Annotated in this window: 19 protein-coding genes; 11 read left to right on the forward strand and 8 right to left on the reverse strand. The window is 59.0% G+C overall.

Annotated elements, in window-relative coordinates:
• Positions 1-165: 165 nt before the first annotated feature.
• From EYD00_RS20055 to EYD00_RS20065, 3 genes are read left to right on the forward strand one after another with little or no spacing between them, the layout of a single operon-like run.
• Positions 166-1119 carry an aliphatic sulfonate ABC transporter substrate-binding protein gene (locus EYD00_RS20055; RefSeq protein ID WP_022563488.1) on the forward strand — a complete coding sequence of 318 codons (954 nt, stop codon included), beginning with the start codon at positions 166-168 and terminating at the stop codon, positions 1117-1119.
• Positions 1120-1135: 16 nt separating this feature from the next.
• A complete protein-coding gene (locus EYD00_RS20060; RefSeq protein WP_022563489.1) occupies positions 1136-1915 on the forward strand; it encodes an ABC transporter permease subunit in 780 nt (259 codons plus the stop codon).
• Positions 1916-1923: 8 nt separating this feature from the next.
• Complete coding sequence (locus EYD00_RS20065) at positions 1924-2751, forward strand: ABC transporter ATP-binding protein (RefSeq protein ID WP_022563490.1); 828 nt, start codon at positions 1924-1926, stop codon at positions 2749-2751.
• 43 nt (positions 2752-2794) lie between these two features.
• Here the strand turns inward: EYD00_RS20065 and putA are convergent, their stop codons facing one another.
• On the reverse strand, positions 2795-6469 hold the full coding sequence (putA, locus tag EYD00_RS20070; RefSeq protein WP_022563491.1) for a trifunctional transcriptional regulator/proline dehydrogenase/L-glutamate gamma-semialdehyde dehydrogenase: 3675 nt from the start codon (positions 6467-6469) through the stop codon (positions 2795-2797).
• Between the two features lie 175 nt (positions 6470-6644).
• On the opposite strand from putA, the gene EYD00_RS20075 reads away from it, so the two are divergent.
• Positions 6645-7115: an Lrp/AsnC family transcriptional regulator gene (locus EYD00_RS20075; RefSeq protein WP_022563492.1), complete on the forward strand. Its 471-nt coding sequence runs from the start codon at positions 6645-6647 to the stop codon at positions 7113-7115.
• 64 nt (positions 7116-7179) lie between these two features.
• Here EYD00_RS20075 and EYD00_RS20080 read toward each other — a convergent pair whose 3' ends face one another.
• Together EYD00_RS20080 and EYD00_RS20085 are read right to left on the reverse strand one after the other, a co-directional pair.
• The gene (locus EYD00_RS20080; protein WP_004437960.1) at positions 7180-7746 is read right to left on the reverse strand and encodes a sigma-70 family RNA polymerase sigma factor; all 567 of its coding nucleotides are present in this window, start codon (positions 7744-7746) and stop codon (positions 7180-7182) included.
• Entirely contained in the window at positions 7746-7952 is a 207-nt protein-coding gene (locus tag EYD00_RS20085; RefSeq protein WP_004437962.1) for a NepR family anti-sigma factor, read from the reverse strand. Before EYD00_RS20085 ends, EYD00_RS20080 begins: the two co-directional genes overlap by 1 nt.
• A 138-nt stretch (positions 7953-8090) precedes the next feature.
• Here EYD00_RS20085 and EYD00_RS20090 point away from each other — a divergent pair, with 138 nt between their 5' ends.
• Entirely contained in the window at positions 8091-8885 is a 795-nt protein-coding gene (locus tag EYD00_RS20090) for a response regulator (RefSeq protein WP_004437964.1), read from the forward strand.
• 96 nt (positions 8886-8981) lie between these two features.
• Positions 8982-9971 carry a sensor histidine kinase gene (locus EYD00_RS20095; protein ID WP_034500236.1) on the forward strand — a complete coding sequence of 330 codons (990 nt, stop codon included), beginning with the start codon at positions 8982-8984 and terminating at the stop codon, positions 9969-9971.
• A gap of 257 nt (positions 9972-10228) precedes the next feature.
• Here EYD00_RS20095 and EYD00_RS20100 read toward each other — a convergent pair whose 3' ends face one another.
• Positions 10229-11953: a sensor histidine kinase gene (locus tag EYD00_RS20100; protein WP_004437972.1), complete on the reverse strand. Its 1725-nt coding sequence runs from the start codon at positions 11951-11953 to the stop codon at positions 10229-10231.
• Positions 11954-12185: 232 nt separating this feature from the next.
• Here EYD00_RS20100 and EYD00_RS20105 point away from each other — a divergent pair, with 232 nt between their 5' ends.
• Positions 12186-12761, forward strand: coding sequence for a PRC-barrel domain-containing protein (locus tag EYD00_RS20105; protein ID WP_022563494.1), 576 nt, complete (start codon positions 12186-12188; stop codon positions 12759-12761).
• A 97-nt stretch (positions 12762-12858) separates the two neighbouring features.
• On the opposite strand, the gene galE is transcribed toward EYD00_RS20105, so the two are convergent.
• From galE to EYD00_RS20120, 3 genes are all read right to left on the reverse strand, one after another.
• The gene (galE, locus tag EYD00_RS20110; protein WP_022563495.1) at positions 12859-13842 is read right to left on the reverse strand and encodes a UDP-glucose 4-epimerase GalE; all 984 of its coding nucleotides are present in this window, start codon (positions 13840-13842) and stop codon (positions 12859-12861) included.
• 171 nt (positions 13843-14013) lie between these two features.
• Complete coding sequence (locus EYD00_RS20115) at positions 14014-14451, reverse strand: hypothetical protein (RefSeq protein WP_004437980.1); 438 nt, start codon at positions 14449-14451, stop codon at positions 14014-14016.
• Between the two features lie 4 nt (positions 14452-14455).
• On the reverse strand, positions 14456-14800 hold the full coding sequence (locus EYD00_RS20120) for an ElaB/YgaM/YqjD family protein (protein WP_004437983.1): 345 nt from the start codon (positions 14798-14800) through the stop codon (positions 14456-14458).
• A gap of 276 nt (positions 14801-15076) precedes the next feature.
• Between EYD00_RS20120 and nspC the strand changes: the two genes are divergently transcribed.
• Together nspC and EYD00_RS20130 are read left to right on the forward strand one after the other, a co-directional pair.
• Positions 15077-16174, forward strand: coding sequence for a carboxynorspermidine decarboxylase (nspC, locus tag EYD00_RS20125; protein ID WP_004437985.1), 1098 nt, complete (start codon positions 15077-15079; stop codon positions 16172-16174).
• A 59-nt stretch (positions 16175-16233) separates the two neighbouring features.
• On the forward strand, positions 16234-17472 hold the full coding sequence (locus tag EYD00_RS20130) for a saccharopine dehydrogenase family protein (RefSeq protein WP_004437987.1): 1239 nt from the start codon (positions 16234-16236) through the stop codon (positions 17470-17472).
• Positions 17473-17767: 295 nt separating this feature from the next.
• On the opposite strand, the gene EYD00_RS20135 is transcribed toward EYD00_RS20130, so the two are convergent.
• Positions 17768-19615 (reverse strand): DEAD/DEAH box helicase, encoded by a 1848-nt coding sequence (locus EYD00_RS20135; RefSeq protein ID WP_022563496.1) that lies wholly within the window; start codon positions 19613-19615, stop codon positions 17768-17770.
• 390 nt (positions 19616-20005) lie between these two features.
• Here EYD00_RS20135 and EYD00_RS20145 point away from each other — a divergent pair, with 390 nt between their 5' ends.
• The gene (locus EYD00_RS20145; RefSeq protein ID WP_006698035.1) at positions 20006-21283 is read left to right on the forward strand and encodes an aspartate kinase; all 1278 of its coding nucleotides are present in this window, start codon (positions 20006-20008) and stop codon (positions 21281-21283) included.
• 174 nt (positions 21284-21457) lie between these two features.
• Positions 21458-23725 carry a phosphoenolpyruvate--protein phosphotransferase gene (gene ptsP, locus EYD00_RS20150; RefSeq protein ID WP_004437993.1) on the forward strand — a complete coding sequence of 756 codons (2268 nt, stop codon included), beginning with the start codon at positions 21458-21460 and terminating at the stop codon, positions 23723-23725.
• Positions 23726-23743 lie beyond the last annotated feature (18 nt).

The following is a 23743-nucleotide window of genomic DNA, read 5'->3' on the forward strand; positions in this document are numbered from 1 at the left end:
GACAAGGGCCTCCGCGATGATTTGCGGAAAACATGTGGTTGCGCGAAATTTTATTCCCGCAACATTGCCGATATTGAATTATCGTCTCTCTATCGTTTTAATGGAAAACCATAGCATTGCTCCATATCGTGATCCGGCCAGAGGGGCTGGTGATAAGGAGATGAAATGCCAGCCATCACCCGACGCGCGCTTTCCGCCAGCCTTTTTGCCGTCGCCGCATTCTCCGTCCTGCCGCTGCAGGCAGGGGCGGCGGAAGAGTTGAAGATCGGTTATCAGAAAACCGGACTGCCTGTTATCGCCCGCCAGCAGGGTGTCATCGAAAAGGCGCTTGAAGCCAAGGGCGTGAAGGTTTCATGGGTCGAATTCACCGCAGGCCCGCCGCTGGTGGAAGCCCTGAATGTCGGCTCCATCAATGTCGGCTGGACGGGTGATGCGCCGCCGATCTTCGGCCAGGCAGCGGGTTCGGCCATCGTTTATGTGGCGGCGCTTCCCTCGAACGGTAAGGGCGAGGCGATCTTCACCAAACCCGAAAGCGGCATCAAGTCGGTTGCCGATCTGAAGGGCAAGAAGGTTGGCGTCGGCAAAGGCACTAGTGCACATAACCTGCTCGTTGCGGCTCTGGAAAAGAATGGCCTGAAATTCAGCGATATCGAGGTGACCTATCTCAGTCCTGCTGATGCCGCGGCAGCCTTCGCTAGCGACAAGATCGACGCCTGGGCCGTCTGGGATCCTTTCTATGCGATTGCCGAAACCCGATACAAGCCGGTGACGCTGGCCCGCACCAGCGATGTGCTTGCTGTCAGCACCTATTTCCTCGCCAATCGCGACTACGCCAAATCGCATGGCGACACCATCAACACGACGATCGATGCGCTCGGTGAGGCTGCGAAATGGTCCGCCGCCAATCGCGACAAGGTCGCTGCGGCGCTGCATGAGGTGACGGGCGTGCCGCTGGAGGCACAGACGCTTGCCGCGAACCGTTCGGAATTCGGCATTACCAAGATCGATGACAAGATCATCGCCAGCCAGCAGGAAACGGCGGATCGCTTTTATCGTCTCGGCCTGATCCCGAAACAGATCAGCATCAAGGATGCCGTCTGGTCGGGCGCCACCAACTGAGCCGGAGGTACATGCCGTGAGCAGCAGTAAGCGCATCGAGTTCGGCGGCATCATCGGCTGGCTGCTTCCCGCACTCATCCTTGCAGGATGGGAGGTGGCGGCGCGCGCGGGGGTGATTTCCGCCAATGTGCTGCCCGCCCCCTCCGCAGTCGCCGAAGCCTTCTGGCGGCTTCTGCTCTCGGGAGAACTCCTCGCCAATATCGGTGTCAGTTCCGCCCGTGCACTCGCCGGTTTCGCCATCGGCGGCTCCATCGGCTTCATCTTCGGGCTGGCGAACGGTCTGTCGAAGTTCTCCCGCAGTTTCACCGATACGACGCTGCAGATGATCCGCAACATTCCGCATCTGGCGCTCATTCCGCTCGTCATCCTGTGGTTCGGCATCGATGAAGAAGCGAAGCTCTTTCTGGTCGCGCTCGGCGTGTTTTTCCCGATCTACATCAACACGCTGCTCGGCATCCAGGGCGTCGATCCTCAACTGGTGGAAATGGGCCGTACCTACGGCATGTCGCCCTTCACGCTGTTCCGGCGGGTCATTTTACCCGGTGCACTGCCCGCCATTTTCACCGGATTGCGTTATGCGCTCGGCATTATGTGGCTGACGCTGATTGTGGCGGAAACCATCTCTTCCTCTTCCGGCCTTGGCTATATGGCCATGCAGGCACGCGAGTTCCTGCTGATCGACGTCGTGGTTCTTTCGATCCTCATCTATGCACTTCTCGGCAAGCTCGCCGACAGTTTCGCCCGCTTCCTCGAAAGCATCTTCCTGCAATGGCATCCAGCCTTCAAGAAAGCCTGAGGTAACCCATGTCGACCGGTAATGTCACGACGCTGAGACGCCCCGACGCTACGCCATCCACTGCGTCCGAAACGCAGGCGACAACCGAATCTCGTGCTAAACCGGCTGAAAGCAAGGTTGCCTTCAGCTTCCGCAACGTCACGAAGAGCTTCGGCGACAAGCCGGTTCTGCGCGGCATCGATCTCGATGTGCGGGAAGGCGAGTTTCTGGCCATCATCGGCAAAAGTGGCTGTGGCAAGAGTACGCTTTTGCGTATTCTGGCCGGCCTCGACACGCCGACGACCGGAACCGTCTCTAAGGATGCGTCCAGCCGCACCCGCATGATGTTTCAGGAGCCGCGTCTTCTGCCGTGGGAGCGTATCGCAAATAACGTTTCAGTGGGATTGACCGGCATCGCCAGGGGCGAGGCGGCGCAGGAACAGGCGCTTGCCATTCTTGAAGAGGTGGGACTGAAAGACCGGGCAGGGGAATGGCCCTATGTGCTTTCCGGCGGCCAGAAGCAGCGTGTTGCGCTGGCGCGGGCGCTTGTCGCCCATCCGCAGATCCTGGCGCTGGATGAGCCGCTCGGCGCCCTCGATGCGCTCACCCGCATCGAAATGCAGCTTTTGCTGGAGCGCATCTGGCGCAAGCAGAAATTCACCGCCGTGCTCGTCACGCATGATGTTTCCGAGGCTGTGGCGCTCGCCGATCGCATTGTCGTCATCGATGAGGGCCGCATCGCACTCGACCTCGATGTGAAGCTGCCACGTCCGCGCCGCCATGGCACGGCGGAGTTTGCGAGACTGGAAGAGCAGGTTCTGAACCAGCTCTTCGGCCGGGGAGAGGTTACAGGGTAATAATGGGTGTCGCGGCAGGGCCAAGCCCCTGCCGCCCCATGTTTTAGCCAATGCTCATCAGGCTGGCATTGCCGCCAGCGGCGGTGGTGTTGACGCTGACGGAGACCTCTTCCACCAGCCAGTCCAGCGTATAGGGCTGGCTTTCCCCGGAAAGCGCTTCCGTGGTAGCGGCCTGAACGAGAACCAGCGGACCGGAAAGAGCCGAGATTTTCCTGTTGATCTCAACCACACGCTCCGCATCGCCTTCAACCAGCGCACCGGCAAAGGGGCCTGACTTTGCCCAGTCATCCGCCCAGACGATGCGCGAGGTGACGGTTGCCGGCAAGCCATAGATCGACTTTTCAAGCCCCGACGCGTTGTCAATGACAACCGCATTTCCAGTCGCAAGCGCTGCCGCGAGCTGGCGGTAAAGCCCCTGTTCGGTTGCCGGGACCAGCAAAACCTTTCCGCGCGGATGCAGCGCATAGACATTTCTCTCACCGACAGGGCCTGCCAGTTCTGTCTCGAAGCCAAGGCCGGAAAGCGCCGCGGCCTGCCTTGCGGCTTCCGCTGCGACCGTCTCACCGTTTTCGTCAAGCCAGCGTGCGAGATCGACGGCGGCCTGATCCTGCTGGCTGGCGATGCGGTCGATCTTCGGGGCGGTCTGCGTCATGCGGCCGAGATAGAGCGGCCCGCCCGCCTTGGGACCGGTGCCGGAAAGGCCGCGCCCGCCGAAGGGCTGCACGCCAACCACCGCGCCGATGATGTTGCGGTTCACATAAAGATTGCCAGCCGCGACGCGCGACAGAACGTGCTGGATCGTATCGTCGAGGCGGGTATGCAGGCCGAAGGTCAGGCCATAGCCGGTAGCGTTGATCTCGTCGATCAGCCGGTCGAGATTGTCGCGCTTGAAGCGGATGACATGCAGCACCGGACCAAAAACTTCGCGTTTCAGATCCGCAAGGGACTTCATCTCGATGATGGTCGGCGGCACGAACGTGCCCTTGCCGGTTTCGCCCGCAAGTGTGATCTGCTCGATGCGGTGACCAAGCGAACGCATGTCCTCGATGTGTTTTTCGATGATTCCCTTGGCCTCGGCGGTGATGACCGGGCCGACATCAACCGAGAGTCGATCGGTGCGGCCGATGCGCAGCTCATGCAGCGCGCCTTTCAGCATGGTCAGTGTGCGGTCCGCAACATCTTCCTGCAGGCAGAGAATGCGCAGCGCCGAGCAACGCTGACCGGCACTGTCGAAGGCGGAAGCAATGACGTCGGCGACGACCTGTTCGGCAAGAGCCGAGGAATCGACGATCATGGCGTTCTGGCCGCCGGTTTCGGCAATCAGCGGTACCGGCTGGCCATTCGCCAGAACCCGGCCGGCAAGCTGCCCCTGAATGAGCCGCGCCACTTCCGTGGAGCCGGTGAACATGACACCTGCCGTCAGCGGCGAGCCGACGAGTGCTGCACCCGTCTTGCCGTCGCCCGGCAAAAGCTGCACGGCATCCTGCGGAACGCCGGCCTCATGCAACAGGCGCACGCCCTGTGCCGCGATCAGCGGCGTTTCTTCGGCGGGCTTTGCCAGAACCGGATTGCCGGCAACCAGCGCCGCCGTCACCTGACCGATGAAGATGGCGAGCGGGAAGTTCCACGGGCTGATGCAGACGACCGGGCCGAGCGGCGTTTCGCCGGCCGTGAAATTCCTGCGCGCTTCCGCTGCGTAATAACGTAGGAAGTCGATGGCCTCGCGCACCTCGGCAATGGCGTTCGGCATGGATTTTCCCGCCTCGCGCATGACAAGGCCGAGCAGATCGGGCATTTCGGCCTGCATGGCGTCGGCGGCGCGCTCCAGGCAGGCGGCGCGCTCTTCCACAGGGGTGGACGACCAGTTCGAGGACGCCGCGCGCTGCATGGCCGCTTCCACATCAGCTTCAGTCGGTTCGGTGACGTATCCGACGATATCATTGTGGTCGCCCGGGTTGAGAACCGGCCGCGTTGCGCCGCCCGCTTGCGGCGCGGCCGCTTTCCACTCGGCCGATGCCCCCGCCTTCAGGACCCTGTCGAGAGCAGCGAGTGTCGTTTCGCTGGAGAGATCGAGGCCGGCGGAATTTTTACGTTGCGGCCCGAACAGGTCGGCAGGGGCGGCGATGCGGTCGTGACGTGCGCCGGGAACGTTATGGGCCTTGACGATGGCGACCGGGTCTTCCAGCAGGGAATCCACCGGCACCGCGGGATCGGCAATGCGGTTGACGAAAGAGGAGTTGGCACCGTTCTCCAGCAAGCGGCGGACGAGGTAGGCCAGCAACGTTTCATGGGTGCCGACCGGGGCGTAGAAGCGGCACGGCCGGTCGAGCTTCCTCTTGCCGACGACCTCGCTGTAAAGCGGTTCGCCCATGCCATGCAGGCACTGGAACTCGTAGTCGCCAAGTTTGAAGTCTGGACCGGCAAGATGATAGATCGTCGCCATGGACTGCGCATTATGGGTCGCAAATTGCGGGAATATCACATCGCGCGCGGCGAGCAGCTTGCGGGCGCAGGCAATGTAGGAGACATCGGTGTGCACCTTGCGGGTAAAGACCGGGAAGTCTTCCAGCCCCTCCACCTGCGCGCGCTTGATTTCGGCGTCCCAGTAGGCGCCCTTGACAAGACGCACCATGATGCGGCGGTTCGAACGGCGGGCAAGGTCGATAATGTAATCCAGAACGAACGGGCAGCGGCGGCCATAGGCCTGCACCACGAAACCGAGGCCGTTCCATCCGGCAAGGTCCTTGTCCAGCGCCAGTTCTTCCAGAAGATCAAGCGACAATTCCAGCCGGTCCGCTTCTTCAGCGTCGATATTCAGGCCGATATCGTATTTTTTGCTAAGCAGCATCAGTGATCTCACGCGGGGCAGAAGCTCCGCCATGACGCGTTCGGCCTGCGCGCGCGCATAACGTGGGTGCAGCGCTGAAAGCTTGATGGAAATGCCCGGACCGCCATAGATACCGCGCCCGGCAGAGGCCTTGCCGATGGCGTGGATGGCGTTTTCATAATCCTTGTAATAACGCTCCGCATCCTTTGCGGTGGTCGCGGCTTCGCCCAGCATGTCGTAGGAGTACTGAAAGCCCTGTTCTTCCAGCGGCCTGGAACGCTTGATCGCTTCTCCAATCGTCTCGCCGGTCACGAACTGCTCGCCCATCATGCGCATCGCCATATCGACGCCGCGGCGGATGACGGGTTCGCCAGCCCGGGCGATCAACTTGGTCAGCGCCGCCGAGAGGCCGCTATCGTTCACCGTCGAGGTAAGCTTGCCGGTGATGACGAGACCCCAGGTGGCCGCATTGACGAAGAGCGAGCGGCCGCCGCCAATATGAGATTTCCAGTCGCCGCGAGCGATCTTGTCGCGGATCAGCGCATCGCGGGTGGCAGTGTCGGGGATGCGCAGCAGGGCCTCGGCGAGGCACATCAACGCAACACCCTCGTGGCTGGAGAGCGAATATTCCTGGACCAGCCCTTCGACGCCGGTGCCCTTGGTCTTGGCGCGCAATGCTTCGATCAGTTTGCGAGCGGTCTCGCGAATGGCTTTCGCCTGTTCTGCCGTCACCGTCGCCGCCTCGATCAACGGCGCCATGCATTCTTCTTCGGCACGGCGATAGGCGGCAGTGATCGCCTTGCGCAGCAGGGTCTGCTCACGCACCGGCGGCGCAAAATTCTGGAAAATACCACTCGTCACTACACCGGCGTTGCTTGCACCATCGGCCATTCTGAAAATCCTGAAAACGCTGTTGAAGACAGACTGCCGGCGGCAGTGTGTCCTCAGCCCGCCGCTCGTCATCCTTACGCTCACAATATCATTGCCGCGAAAATTGCTATGGCCTTATTTTTAGCATAAAATAGGCAATACGAACTTTTATTGTCCCAATTTGGCGTGAAAATGAATGGCAAATAGTCAGAAAGCAGACGGTTTGGATGACTTCGACCTCAAGATTCTCGAGGCGCTCAGCGAGGATGGGCGCATGTCCGTGCTGCAGCTGTCGAAAAAGGTAGGTCTTTCCAAGACACCCTGCCAGACGCGGCTGAAGCGACTGGTGGATGAGGGCTATATTCTCGGCTTCCGCGCCATGCTCAACCCGCAGAAACTCGGCGTCGACCATATCGCCTTTGCCGAGGTCAAGCTGTCCGATACACGGGAAAAGGCACTGGAGGAGTTCAACACTGCGGTACGCAAGATCAAAGAAGTAGAAGAGTGCCACATGATCGCCGGCGCCTTCGATTATCTCCTGAAGGTCCGCACCAGCGACATACGCAAATACAGAAGAGTATTGGGCGAAAAAATCTCGAGCCTGCCGTCTGTCGCTAACACGTCGACCTTTGTGGTCATGCAGTCCGTCAAGGAAACCGGCATCTAAAAAGAAGACGAAAAAACGGGCAGACTCGCGTCTGCCCGTTCGTTACCTTCTGCGTCCAGTCCTCTCAGCGCGCCGTTGCAGCGGCGGTGACGGCTGTCATCTGCGCGTCGGGACCGAACTCGTTTTCATTCTCGATGCCGAGCAGTTCCTGCAGGCGCAACCTTGCACGGCTGACGCGGCTCTTGATCGTGCCCACAGGGCATCCGCAGATTTCCGCCGCCTCTTCATAGGCGAAGCCGGAAGCGCCGATCAGCAGTATGGCTTCACGCTGGTCGTCGGGCAATTTCGCGAGCGCTGCGCGGAAATCCTGAAGGTCCACCGAGCCATGCTGTTCCGGCGGGACCGACATGCGGGACGTATAGACACCATCCGTGTCCTGCACCTCGCGGCCGGATTTGCGGATCTGGCTGTAAAACTCGTTGCGCAGGATCGTTACCAGCCAGGCGCGCATATTGGTGCCGGGTTGATAACTGTCCTGTTTCGCCCAGGCCTTCATGATCGTGTCCTGCACGAGGTCGTCGGCCCGGTCCCTCGAACGGATCAGCGAAATTGCGAAGGCGCGAAGGTTGGGCAGTGCTGCCAGCATCTCGCGCTTGAAGTTGTATTCTGTCTGCTCCGGCTCTTTCGCCATCATTCCTCCAAAGCCTTGATTTTGGCTCTGCTTTCCGCTTCATCGAGTTTTTCGAGAAGGTCGAGGAATTTGTCAGGGATGCCTTCGTCCTGAACGGCATCATAAAGCTCCCTGAGCTTACGGGAAATCACCGCCCGCCCTGAGTGCGGGACCTGGGGGGCGGCCGGATTATCCGGCTGATCTTGGTCCGATTGAAATATGCTCATAACGTCCGGTATTCCTTTTTTGTCATGGCAAAGAATGCACGGCGAAAAAAATAGTTCCGGTGGTTCGGAACTTTTTTTGCGATGTGCACGTTGCTATCTTGGGTTTGCGTTGCAGACCGCATGAAAGGGGAGAATTCCATGTCAGTTTCTACACGCATCGCACCGCACCTGCCATATCTGCGCAGGTTCGCGCGTGCCGTTTGCGGCTCACAATCAACGGGCGATGCCTATGTTGCGGCTACACTCGAAGCGCTGATCGCCGATATCAGCATCTTTCCGCAGACAAGCAGCGATCGTGTTTCGCTCTATCAATTGTTCGTATCGATCTTTAGTTCCGTCACGATCAATATTAAGGCCGACGAAAACCTGTCTGGATGGGAAAAACGCGCTTCCGCCAATTTATCCGCCGTGCCGCCACTTGCCCGCCAGGCTTTCCTCCTGACAACCGTCGAGGAGTTCTCGCCGTCGGAGACGGCTGAGGTTCTGCGGGTATCCGAAGACCAGGTTGGTAAGCTCATCGACGAGGCAGCGTCTGAAATCGCCCGACAGGTGGCGACCGATATCATGATCATCGAGGATGAACCGCTGATCGCCATGGATATCGAACAGATGGTCACCGATCTCGGCCATCGTGTGACGGGCATCGCCCGCACGCACACGGAAGCGCTCGATCTCTTCCATCGTACCCAGCCGAAGATGATCCTGGCCGACATCCAGCTCGCCGACGGCAGCTCCGGCCTCGATGCGATGAAGGACATCCTTCAGATGACCACCCTTCCGGTAATCTTCATCACGGCTTTCCCGGAGCGTCTTTTGACGGGTGAACGGCCCGAGCCGACATTCCTCGTAACGAAGCCCTTCAACCCGGACATGGTGAAAGCGCTCATCAGCCAGGCCCTGTTTTTCAACGAAAGCTCGCGCGTCGCGGCGTGAGATTTTGCCGAAACCGCACGCTGACCGGGAACCTCTCTGGTGCCCGGGCGTTGGCGGTTACGGTCGTGGGGCTGCCCCGCGACTTTCTGCAAGGAGATGAATTTGCATCGGCTGGCGTGGCATAACGCGGAGAGGGACGAAAGCGAACTTCACGATTCGCTCGTCCTTGCCTTGCTCGATTCGGGTGAGACAGTCATGCTCCAGGACCGCAACCGTGACTACATATTCGTGGCCAATCTTCCGGATGTCTGGAAGCTGCCGGCTGAATCCCCTCCAACTGATGAAAATCTGTTCGGAAAGGATTTGTCCGGGCGGTTGGCCGAGCTCAAGAAAGACATGGGCGCGGCTGGCAGTCGCGGCATGCTGGAAGTGGGCGCGGGCAATGATCGAGTCTTCCAGTTCCACGTGCACTCAACTTTGAATCAGATGAACCAGATGGTGATGAAAACCACCATCCGGGAAGTGACGGCGGAACGGCGACGCGAGCAACTTCTGCGTTCGTTGCTGCGCGAAGTCAGTCACCGTTCCAAGAATTTGCTGGCGATCATCCAGAGCCTTGCGGGCCAGACGGCCCGTTTCAGTCTCACCAAGGATGATTTCCTGCGCAAATTCCGGGGGCGCCTGCATGCGCTTGCCCAAAGCCAGGATCTCATCACCGATTCCGATTGGCGGGGGGCACGTATATTCGAGCTGCTGCGCCAGCAATTCGATCTCTATGTGCCTGAATATCCGAACCTCATCCATATGGAGGGCGAGAACCTGCTGCTCAATCCGAACGGCGCGCTCTATATCGGGCTCGCCTTTCACGAACTTGTTGTCAACACTGTCAGCCACAGCGGCAATCTCGCCTATCACCCGCCAATATCCCTGCAATGCCGGCAGGAGGGGGAGTTCTATATAGTCGAATGGAACGAGCCGATGACGCCGTCGAAGGAACCCGTGGAGGCAAGGCGCGGCAGTTTTGGCAGCGTCGTGCTGGAAAAGGTGGTTCCCTCCGCCCTGGGAGGAAGTGCAGAATATGAGCTTACTCCGGAGCGCATTGTTTATCGGCTGAAATTCCCCTCGGGCGACGTCGCAGATATGTAAGCGACGCACGCGGCCGGACGGACGTCTCGGCCGCCTTTCACTACAGAAGACATTAAAAAAGCACGGCTCAGAGAGAGCCGTGCTATTTCAATGACGGGTTTTCAGGGGCGAAACCCGTTTATACTGGGCCAAGCTTCAGGCGGGGACGGGGGAATTGCTTGGCCTGCATTAAAAACACACCTGGCGAGATTCGGTTCCAGCAAAATGTATATTTTTTGCGGCTCACGAATTATCGTCACTTTTGCGGGTCCGATTAGTTAGTGGGAGCCCGCCTGATCGGATCGTTTGGGCGTGAAGTAACGCATCGGCGCCTCCAGCGCCCATTCGAAACCGCTTTCACGATATTCCGTTGTCACATTCCCTCCGAAAGCGCCTTCCGCATGCCTCTTGATGACCGTAGTCCCGAAACCCTTGCGGCTGGGCTCCTGCGCCGGGGGGCCACCCGTTTCGGTCCATACAAGATGAAGCATCTGCCGCCCGTCTTTTTCAACCGGTTCCCAACGGACAGTAATTTTGCCTGAGGGCGCGGACAAAGCGCCGTATTTTATGGAATTTGTGGTAAGCTCATGCACGACGAGGCCAAAATTCTGCGCGGCCTCGGGCGAGAGCATGAAATCGTCTCCCGCCAGAACAAAACGCTCTGCCACCGTGCCAAAAACATCGAGGTGGGTCTCGATCAGTTTCCGGATTGGCAAGCCCTGCCACTGAACTTCCGCCAAGGCCCGGATCGACATGCCGAGGCCGCGCAGGCGATGGTCCACCTCTTTCTGGAATTCCGGAATGCTTTTATTCTCGCGGCCCAGTTGCCGTATCATCGCCTGAACAAGCGTGAGAATGTTCTTGGAGCGGTGCACCAGCTCATGCAGCAGCAATTGCAGCCTTTCTTCTGACTGGCTTCTGTCGAAGGAGGCGTTTGAAAGCGCGATGGCCACCTGATTGGCCTCTTTTATCTTGGTATCCACCGGCGCGACGATCTCACCTTCACCAATGCGCTCGGCCATGAGGGTCAGGTCGCGGATCGAGCTGCGCAATTGCCGCCCCACCAGATAGGCGCCTCCTATAGCAATCAAAACTAGTACCAGGCTGCCGATCATCATCTGCCGCCAGGTATCGACCAGCGCAGCCTGACTGGCGGCAAGCGGCCCCCACATGACGGTTTTCCACTGCCAGCCCGGCAATTGCGCATAGGCGTAAAGATTGCCCTTGCCGTCGAAAAAATTGCCGCTGAAGGCCTGCATTTCGGAGAGTATGGCCGGGGTGACGAACGGTTTGCCAATCGCCGCCTCGTCAGGAGCGGTGGATACAACGACACGATTGGTGCCGTCGATGATAGCGACCGCCCAGTTTCGCGGCAGGTTCTCGGTGGAGATGAGCCGGCTCAGGTCACTGGCATTCTGCGTCAGGATGAGGGCGTCTCCGGCAGACCCGAGTTCCGGATCGAGCGGCATGGTAACGTTGAACACCCATTCCTTGCTGGTTGAGCCGAAAAAAATGTTCGATACCGTTATACGGCGGGATTCTATCGCTTTGGCGAGATCGGCCTCGGCCGGCACCTTGCCGAGAGGCTTGCCGAAGGGCACACGGGTGTTGAGATGCTGCTGGCCATCCTTGGTGGCAAGAATGGCATAAAGACCCTCCCGTTTCAGGCTGTCTGCTACGCGTCCCTGAAAGGCGGCGAGATTGCCGCTCTCGAGTTCGGGAAATTGCGACAGCAGATTGAGCGAGGTGGCGATTTCCTGCAGACGGCGATCGATGTTGCGGCTGACGACCCGTACATCCTCGATCGTCTCGCGCTGCAGGTCGTCGCGTTTTTCCGCTTCCAGGCGGAGCATCAAGTAGCCGACAAAAAGGATCAGCGGCAAAGTGATAACGGTCGCCATCACCACCAGATAGGTGCCGATGGAGGCGGTCGGGAAAAAATTCGCGCTACGCCGACGCAATGCCGAGATCATGTTCTTCAGTCTGTTGCCGGGTCGAGGCATATAAAAACTCCGGCATTTATCCCTTTGTTACGACATGGATAATACCGCGCCATACCCCATTGGCAATGGCTGATTTCTTACCTTTGGTTGTTGTGGTTCACGACATCTCCCAAAGCCGTGATTGAAAAAATCGGAACTATTTGGACAACCATGCCGTTTGCCAGTCGAACCGGTCGAAGAGCGGAAAAATGTTTCCGCCGGCCAGTTGAGAACGATGAAAGGAAGGTACGAAATGGCAAAGAAACTTACGATCCTCGTCACCGCCGCCCTCATGGGCACGACGGCTTTCGCGCCGCTTGCCATCGCTCAGGGCACGACGCAGCCCGCGCCGGCAAATCCCAGCGCACAGACTGAACCGGCGACGCCCTCAGCGACGCCCATGGCTCCTGCAGCACCCTCGGCCAACGACAGCGCAGCCACGACCACCGGCGGAGCCTATCTGACGGAGCAGGGCGAAACGCAAATCAGCGCCAATGACTATATCGGCAAGTCTGTCTATACAGCGGCCGATGAGAGCATCGGCAATGTGACGAACCTCATCATGGAACAGGACGGCGGTCTGGTTGCAGCGGTGATCGGTGTTGGCGGCTTCCTGGGTATCGGCGCCAAGGACGTGGCCGTTCCCATGGACAAGGTGACGATGACGCGCAACGCGCAGGACGGCACCATTCGCCTGACGACGACCGAAACCGCGGAAACGCTGAAGGCAGCGCCGGAATTCAAGACGCTGGAGCAGAAGACCAGCGAGCAGAACGCGGCAACCCCCGCGGCACCCGACAGCACCACCACTTCGGCGACAAAGCCATAAATCCCATACCTGGGAGGCAGGAGCGGGAACAGGCGCCATCCGCCGTCCCGCGGGAGACACCGGCCGTCGGCCGGTGTCTTTTTATCAACTGACTGGTTTATTCACCCGCGTTCCGCGACGAATGCCATGCCCAGGCGGATTTGATGATATCGGAAAGAGAATAGCGCGGTTCCCAGCCCAGAACCTCTTTCGCCTTTTCGTTATTTGCCACCAGTGTTGTCGAATCGCCATCCCGACGCCCGGTATATTCGACGGGGAAGGGCCGACCGGAGACTTCCGAAATCGCTGCCAGCAATTCTTTGACCGTGGTGCCCGTGCCGGTGCCGAGGTTGAGTTCCACGGTTTCCCCGCCCGCCAGCAGATAATCCACTGCACGCACATGGGCGTCGGCGAGATCGAGAATGTGGATGTAGTCGCGCACGCAGGTTCCATCGCGCGTGTCGTAATCCGTGCCGAATACCTTGAAACCCTGACGCCGGCCGAGTGCGGCCTCGATGGCCAGCGGGATCGCGTGGGTTTCCGGTTTGTGCCATTCGCCGATGCGGCCTTCGAAATCAGCTCCTGCGGCATTGAAGTAGCGCAGCATTACCGAGCGCAGCCCCTTATAGGCGCTGTAATCTTTCAGCGCCTGCTCGACCACCCATTTGGTGCGGCCATAGGGGTTGATCGGCGCCTGCCGGTGCGTTTCGTCGATCGGGACCTGTTCCGGCAGACCATAGGTGGCGCAGGTGGAGGAGAATACGAAGGCATTGACACCGGCATCGATGGCGGACGAAAGCAGGTTGAGCGAGCCGATGACGTTGTTGTCATAGAAAGCCACGGGCTGCTTGACCGATTCACCGACCTCGATCAGTGCCGCGAAATGCAGAACCGCCTCCGGCCGGTATTTGGCGAAGACTTCGTCCAGCCGCGCCCGGTCGCGAATATCGCCCTGTTCGAACGGCCCCCAGCGGACGAATTCCTCATGCCCGTTGGAGAGATTGTCGAAAACGACGGGTTCATACCCTCTTTCAGAGAGGAGAAGGCACGTGTGAGAACCGATATAGCCGGCACCACCGACGACAAGGACTTTCTTCTTCATCAATTGCCTTTCAAAAAATTACGGATGCGCCGAGACTGTATGTTACTTTGTTTAAATAAGGGCGGCGTGACGCAGTGCGCCATCAACCAATCTATCCTTCGCGGGTAACATAAAAAAAACCGCGCATCCATGGGCCGGATGCGCGGTTGGTGTCGCTGGCGAGCCAAGAAGTTACTTGGTCTTTTTTGTACCTGCTCTCGTGGCGAGAAACCCGGCTGCGACGGCGACGGCAAGTGTCGCATAGGGGCGCGCCTGTATCGCGAGTGAAAGCAACGACTGAAGAGCAAGCGGCGCCGCCGTCAGCGGCGCTGCGGCGGCGAGTGGCGTGACCGGCCTTGTTGCATAGACCCTAGGACGCTTCAGGATGGCGAGTGCCACAAGCATGATGACTCCAAGCAGAAACGCGGATCCGGCGACGACCAGCGCTGCAGGGCCTGCGCCGACGTGCCGGGCGAGGTAAATCGATCCGGCTACAACGGCCGCCACGAAGGCTATCAGGAAAAATATTCCCGCCAGCACCGATAATATGATGACAGAGCGCAGTCGTCTCGTGACGACACGCCCTTCACGCTGGGTCTCCCCCAGATAGACCAGCAATGCCTCAAGCATGAGCTTATCGACGTGTCAGGAGGGCAAGAACGAAACCGACGCCGACCGCGATGCCGAGCGACTGGAGCGGGTTTCGCTGGACCTGATCCGTCAGATTGTCATTCAGCGTTGAAATCTCGTTGCGCACGGTATCCGCCATGTCGCTCGATGCGGAGATGGCATCGTCCGCAACACGCGCGGCCTGAGCTTTCAGCTCATGCGAAGCACCGACGCCAAGCGCCTTCACGCTCTTGGCAAGATTTGCCAGATCTTCGCGAAGCTGGGCGAGCTGCGCGGCCACATCGGCTGCATCACCGCTTTCGAGGGATTGCTGGATCTTGTCATTAACGCTGCTACGCACGCTTGCCATGAGTGAAGTCCTTCTTGAACATCGTTGATGGAGATGGCGACATGTCCATGACTGACGCCGCTGACTTTCATTACGGCGGCAGAAATTACCCGCCTGTCCGTGATTGAAACGCAGCGACACCGACTTGGTTCCGCAACGTCATGTGTTTTCTTCGTCCCGCTCGACGCGCCTCATTTTTAAGGAATTAGCCCCCGGACATTTGTTTTCCTGTAACAAGCATCATATAAGGCCCATCATCCAAGACCGACCTTGACTTCAATCAATATGTGAAACGAGATGCTGCAGACGCCATATTACCTCATCGACAAGACAAAACTTCTTCGCAACATGGAGAAGATTGCCTATGTGCGGGAAAAATCCGGTGCCAAGGCGCTCTTGGCGTTGAAATGCTTCGCCACCTGGTCGGTGTTCGACTTCATGTCGCAATATATGGATGGCACCACTTCCTCCTCGCTCTATGAAGTCCGTCTTGGCCGCGAGAAATTCGGCGGTGAAACCCATGCCTACTCCGTTGCCTATGCCGATTACGAGATCGACGAGGTGATTGCGAATGCCGACAAGATCATCTTCAATTCCATTGGCCAGCTGGAGCGCTTTGCCGACAAGGCGTCCGGCATCACGCGCGGTCTGCGCCTCAATCCGCAGGTCAGCTCCTCGAGCTTCGATCTCGCCGATCCCGCACGTCCGTTCAGCCGCCTTGGCGAATGGGATGTCGCCAAGGTCGACAAGGTCATGGATCGCATTTCCGGTTTCATGATCCACAATAACTGCGAAAACAGCGATTTTGCCCTGTTCGACCGCATGCTGACGCAGATCGAGGAAAAATTCGGATCGCTGCTGTCGCGTGCTGAATGGGTCAGCCTCGGCGGGGGCATTCATTTCACTGGCGACGACTACCCGCTCGACCAGTTCTGCGACCGTCTGCGTGCCTTCTCAGAAAAATACGGTGTGCAGGTGTATCTTGAGCCGGGCGAAGCCTCGATCACGAAGAGCACGACGCTCGAAGTGACGGTTCTCGACACGCTGTTCAACGGCAAGAACCTCGCGATCGTCGACAGCTCCATCGAAGCGCACATGCTCGATCTTCTGATCTATCGTGAGAGCGCCAAGGTATCGCCGAACGAGGGCGAACATCCCTATATGGTTTGCGGCAAGTCCTGCCTCGCTGGCGATATTTTCGGCGATTTCCGTTTCGACAAGGAGCTGAAAGTGGGTGACCGCATCTCCTTCCAGGACGCAGCCGGTTACACCATGGTCAAGAAAAACTGGTTCAACGGCGTGAAGATGCCGACGATCGCCATCAAGGAACTCGACGGCTCGGTTCGCGCCGTCCGTGAATTCGACTTTGCCGATTTCGAGCAAAGCCTGTCTTAAACCCTGTTTCAACATCCAACGAAGCTCATCCCTGCGGGGAAAAGGAGGCATCACCTGAAATGAAGAAGAACGTTCTGATCATCGGCGCCGGTGGCGTAGCACAGGTCGTGGCGCATAAATGCGCCCAGAACAGCGATGTATTGGGAGACATTCATATTGCGTCACGGACTTTGGAAAAGTGCCGCAAGATTGTCGAGTCCGTACGCGAAAAGAAGAGCCTCAAGACAGATGTGAAACTTGAGGCCCATGCGCTTGACGCGATGGATATCGAGGCGACGAAAGCCTTGATCAACAAGACCGGCGTACAGATCGTCATCAATGTCGGTTCGGCTTTCGTCAACATGTCCGTTCTTCGTGCCTGCATGGACACGGGTGTTGCCTATATGGATACGGCGATCCACGAGGATCCCACCAAGATCTGCGAGACGCCGCCGTGGTATGGAAACTACGAGTGGAAGCGTGCTGAAGAATGCAAGGAGAAGGGCATTACTGCCATTCTCGGTGTCGGTTTTGACCCGGGTGTCGTCAACGCCTATGCGCGTCTTGCCAAGGATGAGTATTTCGACAAGGTCACCTCGGTCGATATCGTCGACATCAATGCCGGCAGCCATGGCCGCTGGTTCTCCACCAACTTCGATCCGGAAATCAACTTCCGTGAGTTCACCGGGGTCGTCTATTCCTGGCAGAATGGCCAGTGGCAGACCAACCAGATGTTCGAAGTCGGCCAGGAATTCGATCTGCCTGTCGTCGGCAAGCAGAAGGCCTATATGACCGGCCATGACGAAGTGCATTCGCTGTCCAAGAACATGGACGGCGCCGATGTCCGCTTCTGGATGGGGTTCGGCGATCACTATATCAATGTCTTCACCGTGCTGAAGAACCTCGGGCTGCTCTCCGAAAAGCCGGTCAAGACGGCTGAAGGTCTGGAAGTCGTGCCGCTGAAGGTGGTCAAGGCCGTGCTGCCCGATCCGTCTTCGCTGGCGCCCGATTATGTCGGCAAGACCTGCATTGGTGATATCGTCAAGGGTATCAAGGACGGCAAGGAACGCGAAGTCTTCATCTACAACGTGGCTGACCATAAGGAAGCCTATGAAGAAGTCGGCTCGCAGGGCATTTCCTACACAGCTGGCGTTCCGCCGGTTGCTGCCGCCATGTTGATAGCGACAGGCGAATGGGATGTGAAGCAGATGGCAAACGTTGAAGAACTGCCACCGAAGCCGTTCCTGAACCTTCTGAACAAGATCGGTCTTCCGAACCGCATCAAGGACGAAAACGGCGACCGCGCGCTGGAATTCTGAGCACAGGCGTTTTGAGAATTGAGACAAAATAAAAGCCCCGCGAGAGCGGGGCTTTTTGTTGAATCTGTCGACCTGAATCGATTGCAAAGTTTTCGCATCCCCACTCCGTCACCCCGGACTTGATCCGGGGTCTAGCGCGATCAAGTCTTTGATCGCAAAAGGGTCTTCTCACGACGCAGACGCGTCGTGGCTGGATGCCGGATCAGGTCCGGCATGACGGAGGAGGTCGTCGACCGGCTTGAGTCCCACAAAAAGGGACTCATTTTCTTGCAAGAGCTAAAAACGAAGGGCGTCCTCAGCCCTTTGTCGGCTTTGGCCCACGCTTTTCGAATGGCTTGTCCTTCTTGCCCTCATATTTCGGCTTGTCGCCAAAGGGCTTTTTCTTTTTCCAGGGCTTGTCTTCGCCCTTGCGATCATCGCGGGGGGCGCTCGCGTTGTCGGACTTGCTGAACTTCCGCTGGGCCTTGGCCGGCCGCGTGTCTTCGCGGAAGCCGCCAGTCATCTCGGGTTTGCCCTCAAGCGCCTTGAGGCGAATGCCCTTTTCCAGTGTCATGTCCTTGCCGATGGCGGAAGTGAAACGGTCGACGGCATCGGCTGCCAGTTCCACGAAGGTTTCGGTCTGTTGCATGCGGATCGCCCCGATATCCTGGCGGGTGATCTTGCCGAAACGGCAGAGCATCGGGATAAGCCAGCGCGGTTCTGCACTCTGCTTGCGACCGACAGACAGGGAGAACCAGGCACTGTCGGAGAAATCGGACCTGTCGCGGCGCGGAGCGTTGTTTTCGGGTGTTTCGAAACTGTCGCGGCGCGGCTTGCGGGTGTTATCAAGCGCGACTTCAAAAATGTCTTCCGGTGCCGAACGCCCCGCATGATAAAGGCGCACGAAGGCCGCCGCGACTTTTTCCGCGCCATGCTGTTCCAGCAACTTGGTCACGAAATCGCGTTCGTCATCCGCCACTGCTTCGCTGAGCGTAGGATCGGCCAGAAGCCGGGCGCCGTCGCGCTCGACGATCTCTTCAACGGAGGGTGGGTGTACCCATGCGGCACTGACCTTGGCGCCTTCGAGCAGGCGCTCGGCCTTGCGGCGCTGGCTGACCGGCACCACGATGGCGCTGACGCCTTTCTGACCGGCGCGGCCGGTACGGCCGGAACGGTGCAGAAGCGTTTCGGAATTGGTCGGCAGGTCGGCATGGATGACGAGTTCGAGGCCGGGCAGGTCGATGCCGCGGGCGGCAACGTCTGTCGCCACGCAAACGCGGGCGCGGCCGTCACGCATGGCCTGTAGGGCATGTGTGCGCTCGTTCTGCGTCAGTTCGCCGGAGAGAGCCACGACGGAGAAGCCACGATTGTTCAGGCGGGCCGTCAGATGGTTCACCGCGGCGCGGGTGGAGCAGAACACGATGGCGTTGCGGGCTTCGTAAAAGCGCAGCGCATTGATGATGGCGTTCTCGCGATCGGAAGGCGAAACCAGAAGCGCGCGATATTCGATATCCACATGCTGCTTCTGTTCGGAAGCGGTGGCGATGCGCACGGCGTTCTTCTGGTAGCTTTCGGCCAGCTTGGCGATGCTGCGCGGCACGGTGGCCGAGAACATCAGCGTGCGGCGATCTTCGGGCGATTCCTCCAGAATGAATTCAAGATCTTCACGGAAGCCGAGGTCGAGCATTTCGTCGGCTTCGTCGAGCACGACAGCGCGGATCGATGAGAGATCGAGTGCATTGCGCTTGATGTGGTCGCAGAGACGGCCGGGCGTGCCGACGACGATATGCGCGCCGCGCTCCAGCGCCCGGCGCTCATTGCGGATATCCATGCCGCCGACGCAGGAGGCGATGGAGACACCGGCAAATTCGTAAAGCCATTCCAGCTCGCGCTTGACCTGCATGGCCAGTTCGCGTGTGGGGGCGATGGCAAGCGCCAGAGGGGCAGCGGCCTGGCCGAAACGGGTGTTGTCACGCAGCAGCGTGGTCGCAAGCGCGATGCCGAAGGCAACGGTCTTGCCGGAACCGGTCTGCGCGGAAACCAGCGCGTCCTTGTCGGCAAGTTCCGGCGCAAGCATGGCCTGCTGCACGGGGGTCAAATCTTTGTAGCCGCGTTTTTCCAACGCCTGCGCGATCGCCGGGGCGATACCCTGGGTGTCTGTCATCTACCGTCTTTCGGATATGAAGCCGCCCGCATCCGCCCGAAACCAATAGATCCTAAAGTCTCCGGGGCAGCCGATACAGGCCATTTCGGCCATCTGGCCGGTTGCATTGCCGCGCTCATACTGCGAATGGGCCGATTTGTACAGTGCACCGCGGTACGGTCTTTTGCGGGTGCTTTATCCCGCCGGCGCGTCAGTGCGCCATTGTTGCATGTTCAGGCTCCCGAAAAAGGCGTACCGCATGGTTCATAAACGGCATTGCGTGGCCCCCGCCTTTTCGCTAAGAGACCCGCAACTTGAGGCTCTTTGTCAGGAAGAGCCGACTGGGTTTGTTCTTGTCCGTCCGTCTTTTGAAAGAGCCGGCGGGAAAATGGGATGGTACTGGTCAAGGCTATGGCTCGCATTGTCATGAAATTCGGCGGCACGTCCGTCGCGAACCTCGAACGCATTCACAATGTCGCCCGGCATGTGAAACGCGAAGTGGATGCCGGCCATGAAGTGGCTGTGGTCGTTTCCGCCATGTCCGGTAAAACCAACGAATTGGTTGACTGGGTGCAGAACGCAGCAAAGATTACGGGGAGCAATGCCGCCTCCTTTTATGATGCGCGCGAATATGACGCGGTTGTCGCATCCGGCGAGCAGGTGACGTCAGGTCTTCTGGCGATCACGCTGCAATCCATGGGCATCAATGCGCGCTCCTGGCAGGGCTGGCAGATCCCGATCCGCACCGATAATGCGCATGGCGCCGCCCGCATTCTCGAGATTGACGGCTCGGATATCGTGAAACGCATGGGCGAGGGCCAGGTTGCCGTTGTTGCCGGCTTCCAGGGCATCGGTCCCGATAACCGCATTGCAACGCTTGGCCGCGGCGGCTCCGACACCTCGGCCGTTGCCATTGCCGCTGCCGTGAAGGCGGATCGTTGCGACATCTATACGGATGTCGATGGCGTCTACACGACCGATCCGCGCATCGAGCCCAAGGCTCGCCGCATGAAAAAGATCGCCTTCGAGGAAATGCTCGAAATGGCGTCGCTCGGTGCCAAGGTCCTGCAGGTCCGCTCGGTCGAGCTTGCCATGGTACACAAGGTGCGCACCTTCGTTCGCTCCAGTTTCGAGGATCCCGATGCGCCGGGCATGGGCGACCTCATCAACCCGCCCGGTACTTTGATTTGTGACGAGGATGAAATCGTGGAACAGGAAGTCGTAACCGGCATCGCCTATGCCAAGGATGAAGCACAGATCTCGCTGCGCCGCGTGGCCGACCGTCCGGGCGTCTCCGCCGCGATCTTCGGGCCTCTGGCGGAAGCGCACATCAATGTCGACATGATCGTGCAGAACATTTCCGAAGACGGTTCGCGCACCGACATGACCTTTACCGTTCCTTCGGGCGACGTTGCCAAGGCGCTTAAGGTTCTCGATGACAACAAGGCCCAGATCGGCTTCGACGTTGCACAGAACGAAACCGGCCTCGCCAAGGTTTCGGTCATCGGCATTGGCATGCGCAGCCACGCGGGCGTTGCCGCCAGCGCGTTCAAGGCACTGGCCGAGAAGAACATCAACATCAAGGCGATCACCACGTCCGAGATCAAGATTTCGATCCTGATCGATGGCGCCTATGCCGAACTTGCGGTTCGCACTTTGCATTCTGCTTACGGCCTCGATAAGAGCTAAGCCGAGACATCGGTTCCCGATGCTCCGATTCTTCGGAGTTGCGTTCTTCCGATGTGGCGTTTCATGAAAGCGTGTCCCTTGCGGGACGCGCTTCTCGCGCTATAAATTTTTAAATGACGTTTTGATTCCCGAATATTATGACATTCGGATCGGAAGCGTCGGGGAGCAAACGCGATGAGAGACCTTTCCGCAGGTCCGCGCGTCCTGCTCAAGCGGCTGCGCGAAATGATGGCGGAGCACCTTGAACCGCAGGACCGCCTTGACCAGATCGTCCGTCAGATCGCCGGCAACATGGTGGCGGAGGTTTGCTCGGTCTATGTGCTGCGTTCCGACAGCGTGCTTGAGCTTTATGCGACGGAAGGTCTCAACAAGGATGCCGTGCATCTTGCCCAGCTGAAAATGGGGCAGGGTCTTGTCGGCACCATTGCCGCTTCCGCCCAGCCGCTCAATCTTTCCGATGCGCAGGCGCATCCCGCATTCCGCTATCTTCCTGAAACCGGTGAGGAAATTTATCATTCCTTCCTCGGCGTGCCAATTTTGCGCTCCGGTCGCACTCTTGGCGTTCTTGTGGTCCAGAACAAGGCCAGCCGAACGTACCGGGAGGATGAAATTGAAGCGCTCGAAACAACCGCGATGCTTATCGCTGAAATAGTGGCGAGCGGCGAGTTGAAGAAGATCACACGCCCCGGTGTCGAGCTGGACCTGACGCGTGCCGTCTCCATCGACGGCGACGCCTATGGCGAAGGCATCGGTCTTGGCCATGTGGTGCTGCACGATCCGCGCATTGTCGTTACCAACCTGCTGAACGAAGATGCGGATACGGAAATCCGTCGCCTTGCCGATGCTATCGGCTCGCTGCGGCTCTCCATCGATGACATGCTGCAGCGCCGTGACGTACCGACCGAAGGCGAACACCGCGAGGTTCTCGAGACCTACCGCATGTTCGCCCACGATCAGGGCTGGGTGCGACGCATGGAAGAAGCGATCCGCAACGGCCTGACCGCGGAAGCGGCGGTCGAGAAGGTGCAGAGCGATACCAAGGCGCGCATGATGCGCCTGACCGATCCTTACCTTCGCGAGCGCATGCATGATTTCGACGATCTCGCCAACCGGCTGCTTCGGCAGCTCATCGGTTTCGGCGGTCGTGGTCCGGAACAGGATTTCCCGCTCGATGCCATCGTGCTGGCCCGCGCCATGGGGGCGGCCGAACTCCTGGATTATCCGCGCGAAAAACTGCGTGGTCTGGTGCTGGAAGATGGCGCGGTGACCAGCCATGTCGTCATCGTGGCCCGCGCCATGGGCATTCCGGTTATCGGGCAGGCGACGGGCATTGTCGCGCTTGCCGAAAACAACGATCCCATCATCATCGATGGCGATGACGGCCAGGTGCATTTGCGTCCGATGTCGGATCTGCAACGCGCCTATGAGGAAAAAGTGCGTCTGCGTGCCCGCCGGCAAGAGCAGTTCCGCGCACTTCGCAATGTCGAACCGATCACCAAAGATGGCCAGAAGGTCAACCTCAAGATGAATGCTGGTCTTTTGGTGGATCTGCCGCAGCTGGACGAATCGGGTGCCGATGGCATTGGACTGTTCCGTACCGAGCTGCAATTCATGATCGCTTCCAACATGCCGAAGGGTGAGGAACAGGAGGCCTTCTACCGCTCCGTCCTGCGGCAGGCGAAGGGCAAGAGCGTTACCTTCCGCACGCTCGATATTGGCGGCGACAAGGTCGTTTCATATATGCGCGGCCAGGAGGAGGAAAATCCGGCGCTTGGCTGGCGGGCGATTCGCCTGTCGCTCGACCGGCCGGGGCTGATGCGCACGCAGATGCGCGCGCTTCTGCGCGCCGCTTCCGGTGCCGAACTGCGCATGATGTTGCCGATGGTGACGGAAGTGTCCGAAATCCGCGCTGCACGCGACCTGCTGCAGAAGGAGGTACAGCATCTTTCCAAATTCAGCCATGCGCTGCCGAAAAAGCTGCAGTTCGGCGCCATGCTGGAGGTGCCGGCGCTGATGTGGCAGCTCGATGAGCTGATGCAGGAGGTGGATTTCGTCTCCGTGGGTTCGAATGATCTCTTCCAGTTCTCGATGGCTGTGGATCGCGGCAACGCCCGTGTTTCGGATCGCTTCGACAATCTCGGCAAGCCGTTCCTGCGCATGCTTCGCGATATCGTGCGGGCGGGCGAAAGGCATCAGACTTCGGTTACGCTGTGCGGTGAAATGGCGAGCAAGCCACTTTCGGCAATGGCTCTTATCGGACTTGGATTCCGTTCGATTTCCATGTCGCCGACGGCGATCGGCCCCGTGAAGGCCATGCTGCTCGGGCTCGATGCCGCAAGTCTTGCCGAAGAGTTGAACGCGGCGCTGGATGATCATAATTCGCTGGAAAGCGCGCGCGAGGTGTTGTTACGCTTTGCGGCGACGCATTCCATTCCCATTTAAAAAGAACTGTTTCATAAT

It is taken from the genome of Agrobacterium sp. 33MFTa1.1 (assembly GCF_004328495.1).
Taxonomy (GTDB): domain Bacteria; phylum Pseudomonadota; class Alphaproteobacteria; order Rhizobiales; family Rhizobiaceae; genus Agrobacterium; species Agrobacterium pusense.

Coding starts and splice junctions, on each gene's coding strand:
- EYD00_RS20055 (WP_022563488.1), top strand. CDS start 166: ATGCCAGCCATCACCCGACGCGCGCTTTCCGCCAGCCTTTTTGCCGTC.
- EYD00_RS20065 (WP_022563490.1), top strand. CDS start 1,924: ATGTCGACCGGTAATGTCACGACGCTGAGACGCCCCGACGCTACGCCA.
- putA (WP_022563491.1), bottom strand. CDS start 6,469: ATGGCCGATGGTGCAAGCAACGCCGGTGTAGTGACGAGTGGTATTTTC.
- EYD00_RS20075 (WP_022563492.1), top strand. CDS start 6,645: ATGGCAAATAGTCAGAAAGCAGACGGTTTGGATGACTTCGACCTCAAG.
- EYD00_RS20080 (WP_004437960.1), bottom strand. CDS start 7,746: ATGGCGAAAGAGCCGGAGCAGACAGAATACAACTTCAAGCGCGAGATG.
- EYD00_RS20085 (WP_004437962.1), bottom strand. CDS start 7,952: ATGAGCATATTTCAATCGGACCAAGATCAGCCGGATAATCCGGCCGCC.
- EYD00_RS20090 (WP_004437964.1), top strand. CDS start 8,091: ATGTCAGTTTCTACACGCATCGCACCGCACCTGCCATATCTGCGCAGG.
- EYD00_RS20095 (WP_034500236.1), top strand. CDS start 8,982: ATGAATTTGCATCGGCTGGCGTGGCATAACGCGGAGAGGGACGAAAGC.
- EYD00_RS20100 (WP_004437972.1), bottom strand. CDS start 11,953: ATGCCTCGACCCGGCAACAGACTGAAGAACATGATCTCGGCATTGCGT.
- EYD00_RS20105 (WP_022563494.1), top strand. CDS start 12,186: ATGGCAAAGAAACTTACGATCCTCGTCACCGCCGCCCTCATGGGCACG.
- galE (WP_022563495.1), bottom strand. CDS start 13,842: ATGAAGAAGAAAGTCCTTGTCGTCGGTGGTGCCGGCTATATCGGTTCT.
- EYD00_RS20115 (WP_004437980.1), bottom strand. CDS start 14,451: ATGCTTGAGGCATTGCTGGTCTATCTGGGGGAGACCCAGCGTGAAGGG.
- EYD00_RS20120 (WP_004437983.1), bottom strand. CDS start 14,800: ATGGCAAGCGTGCGTAGCAGCGTTAATGACAAGATCCAGCAATCCCTC.
- nspC (WP_004437985.1), top strand. CDS start 15,077: ATGCTGCAGACGCCATATTACCTCATCGACAAGACAAAACTTCTTCGC.
- EYD00_RS20130 (WP_004437987.1), top strand. CDS start 16,234: ATGAAGAAGAACGTTCTGATCATCGGCGCCGGTGGCGTAGCACAGGTC.
- EYD00_RS20135 (WP_022563496.1), bottom strand. CDS start 19,615: ATGACAGACACCCAGGGTATCGCCCCGGCGATCGCGCAGGCGTTGGAA.
- EYD00_RS20145 (WP_006698035.1), top strand. CDS start 20,006: ATGGCTCGCATTGTCATGAAATTCGGCGGCACGTCCGTCGCGAACCTC.
- ptsP (WP_004437993.1), top strand. CDS start 21,458: ATGAGAGACCTTTCCGCAGGTCCGCGCGTCCTGCTCAAGCGGCTGCGC.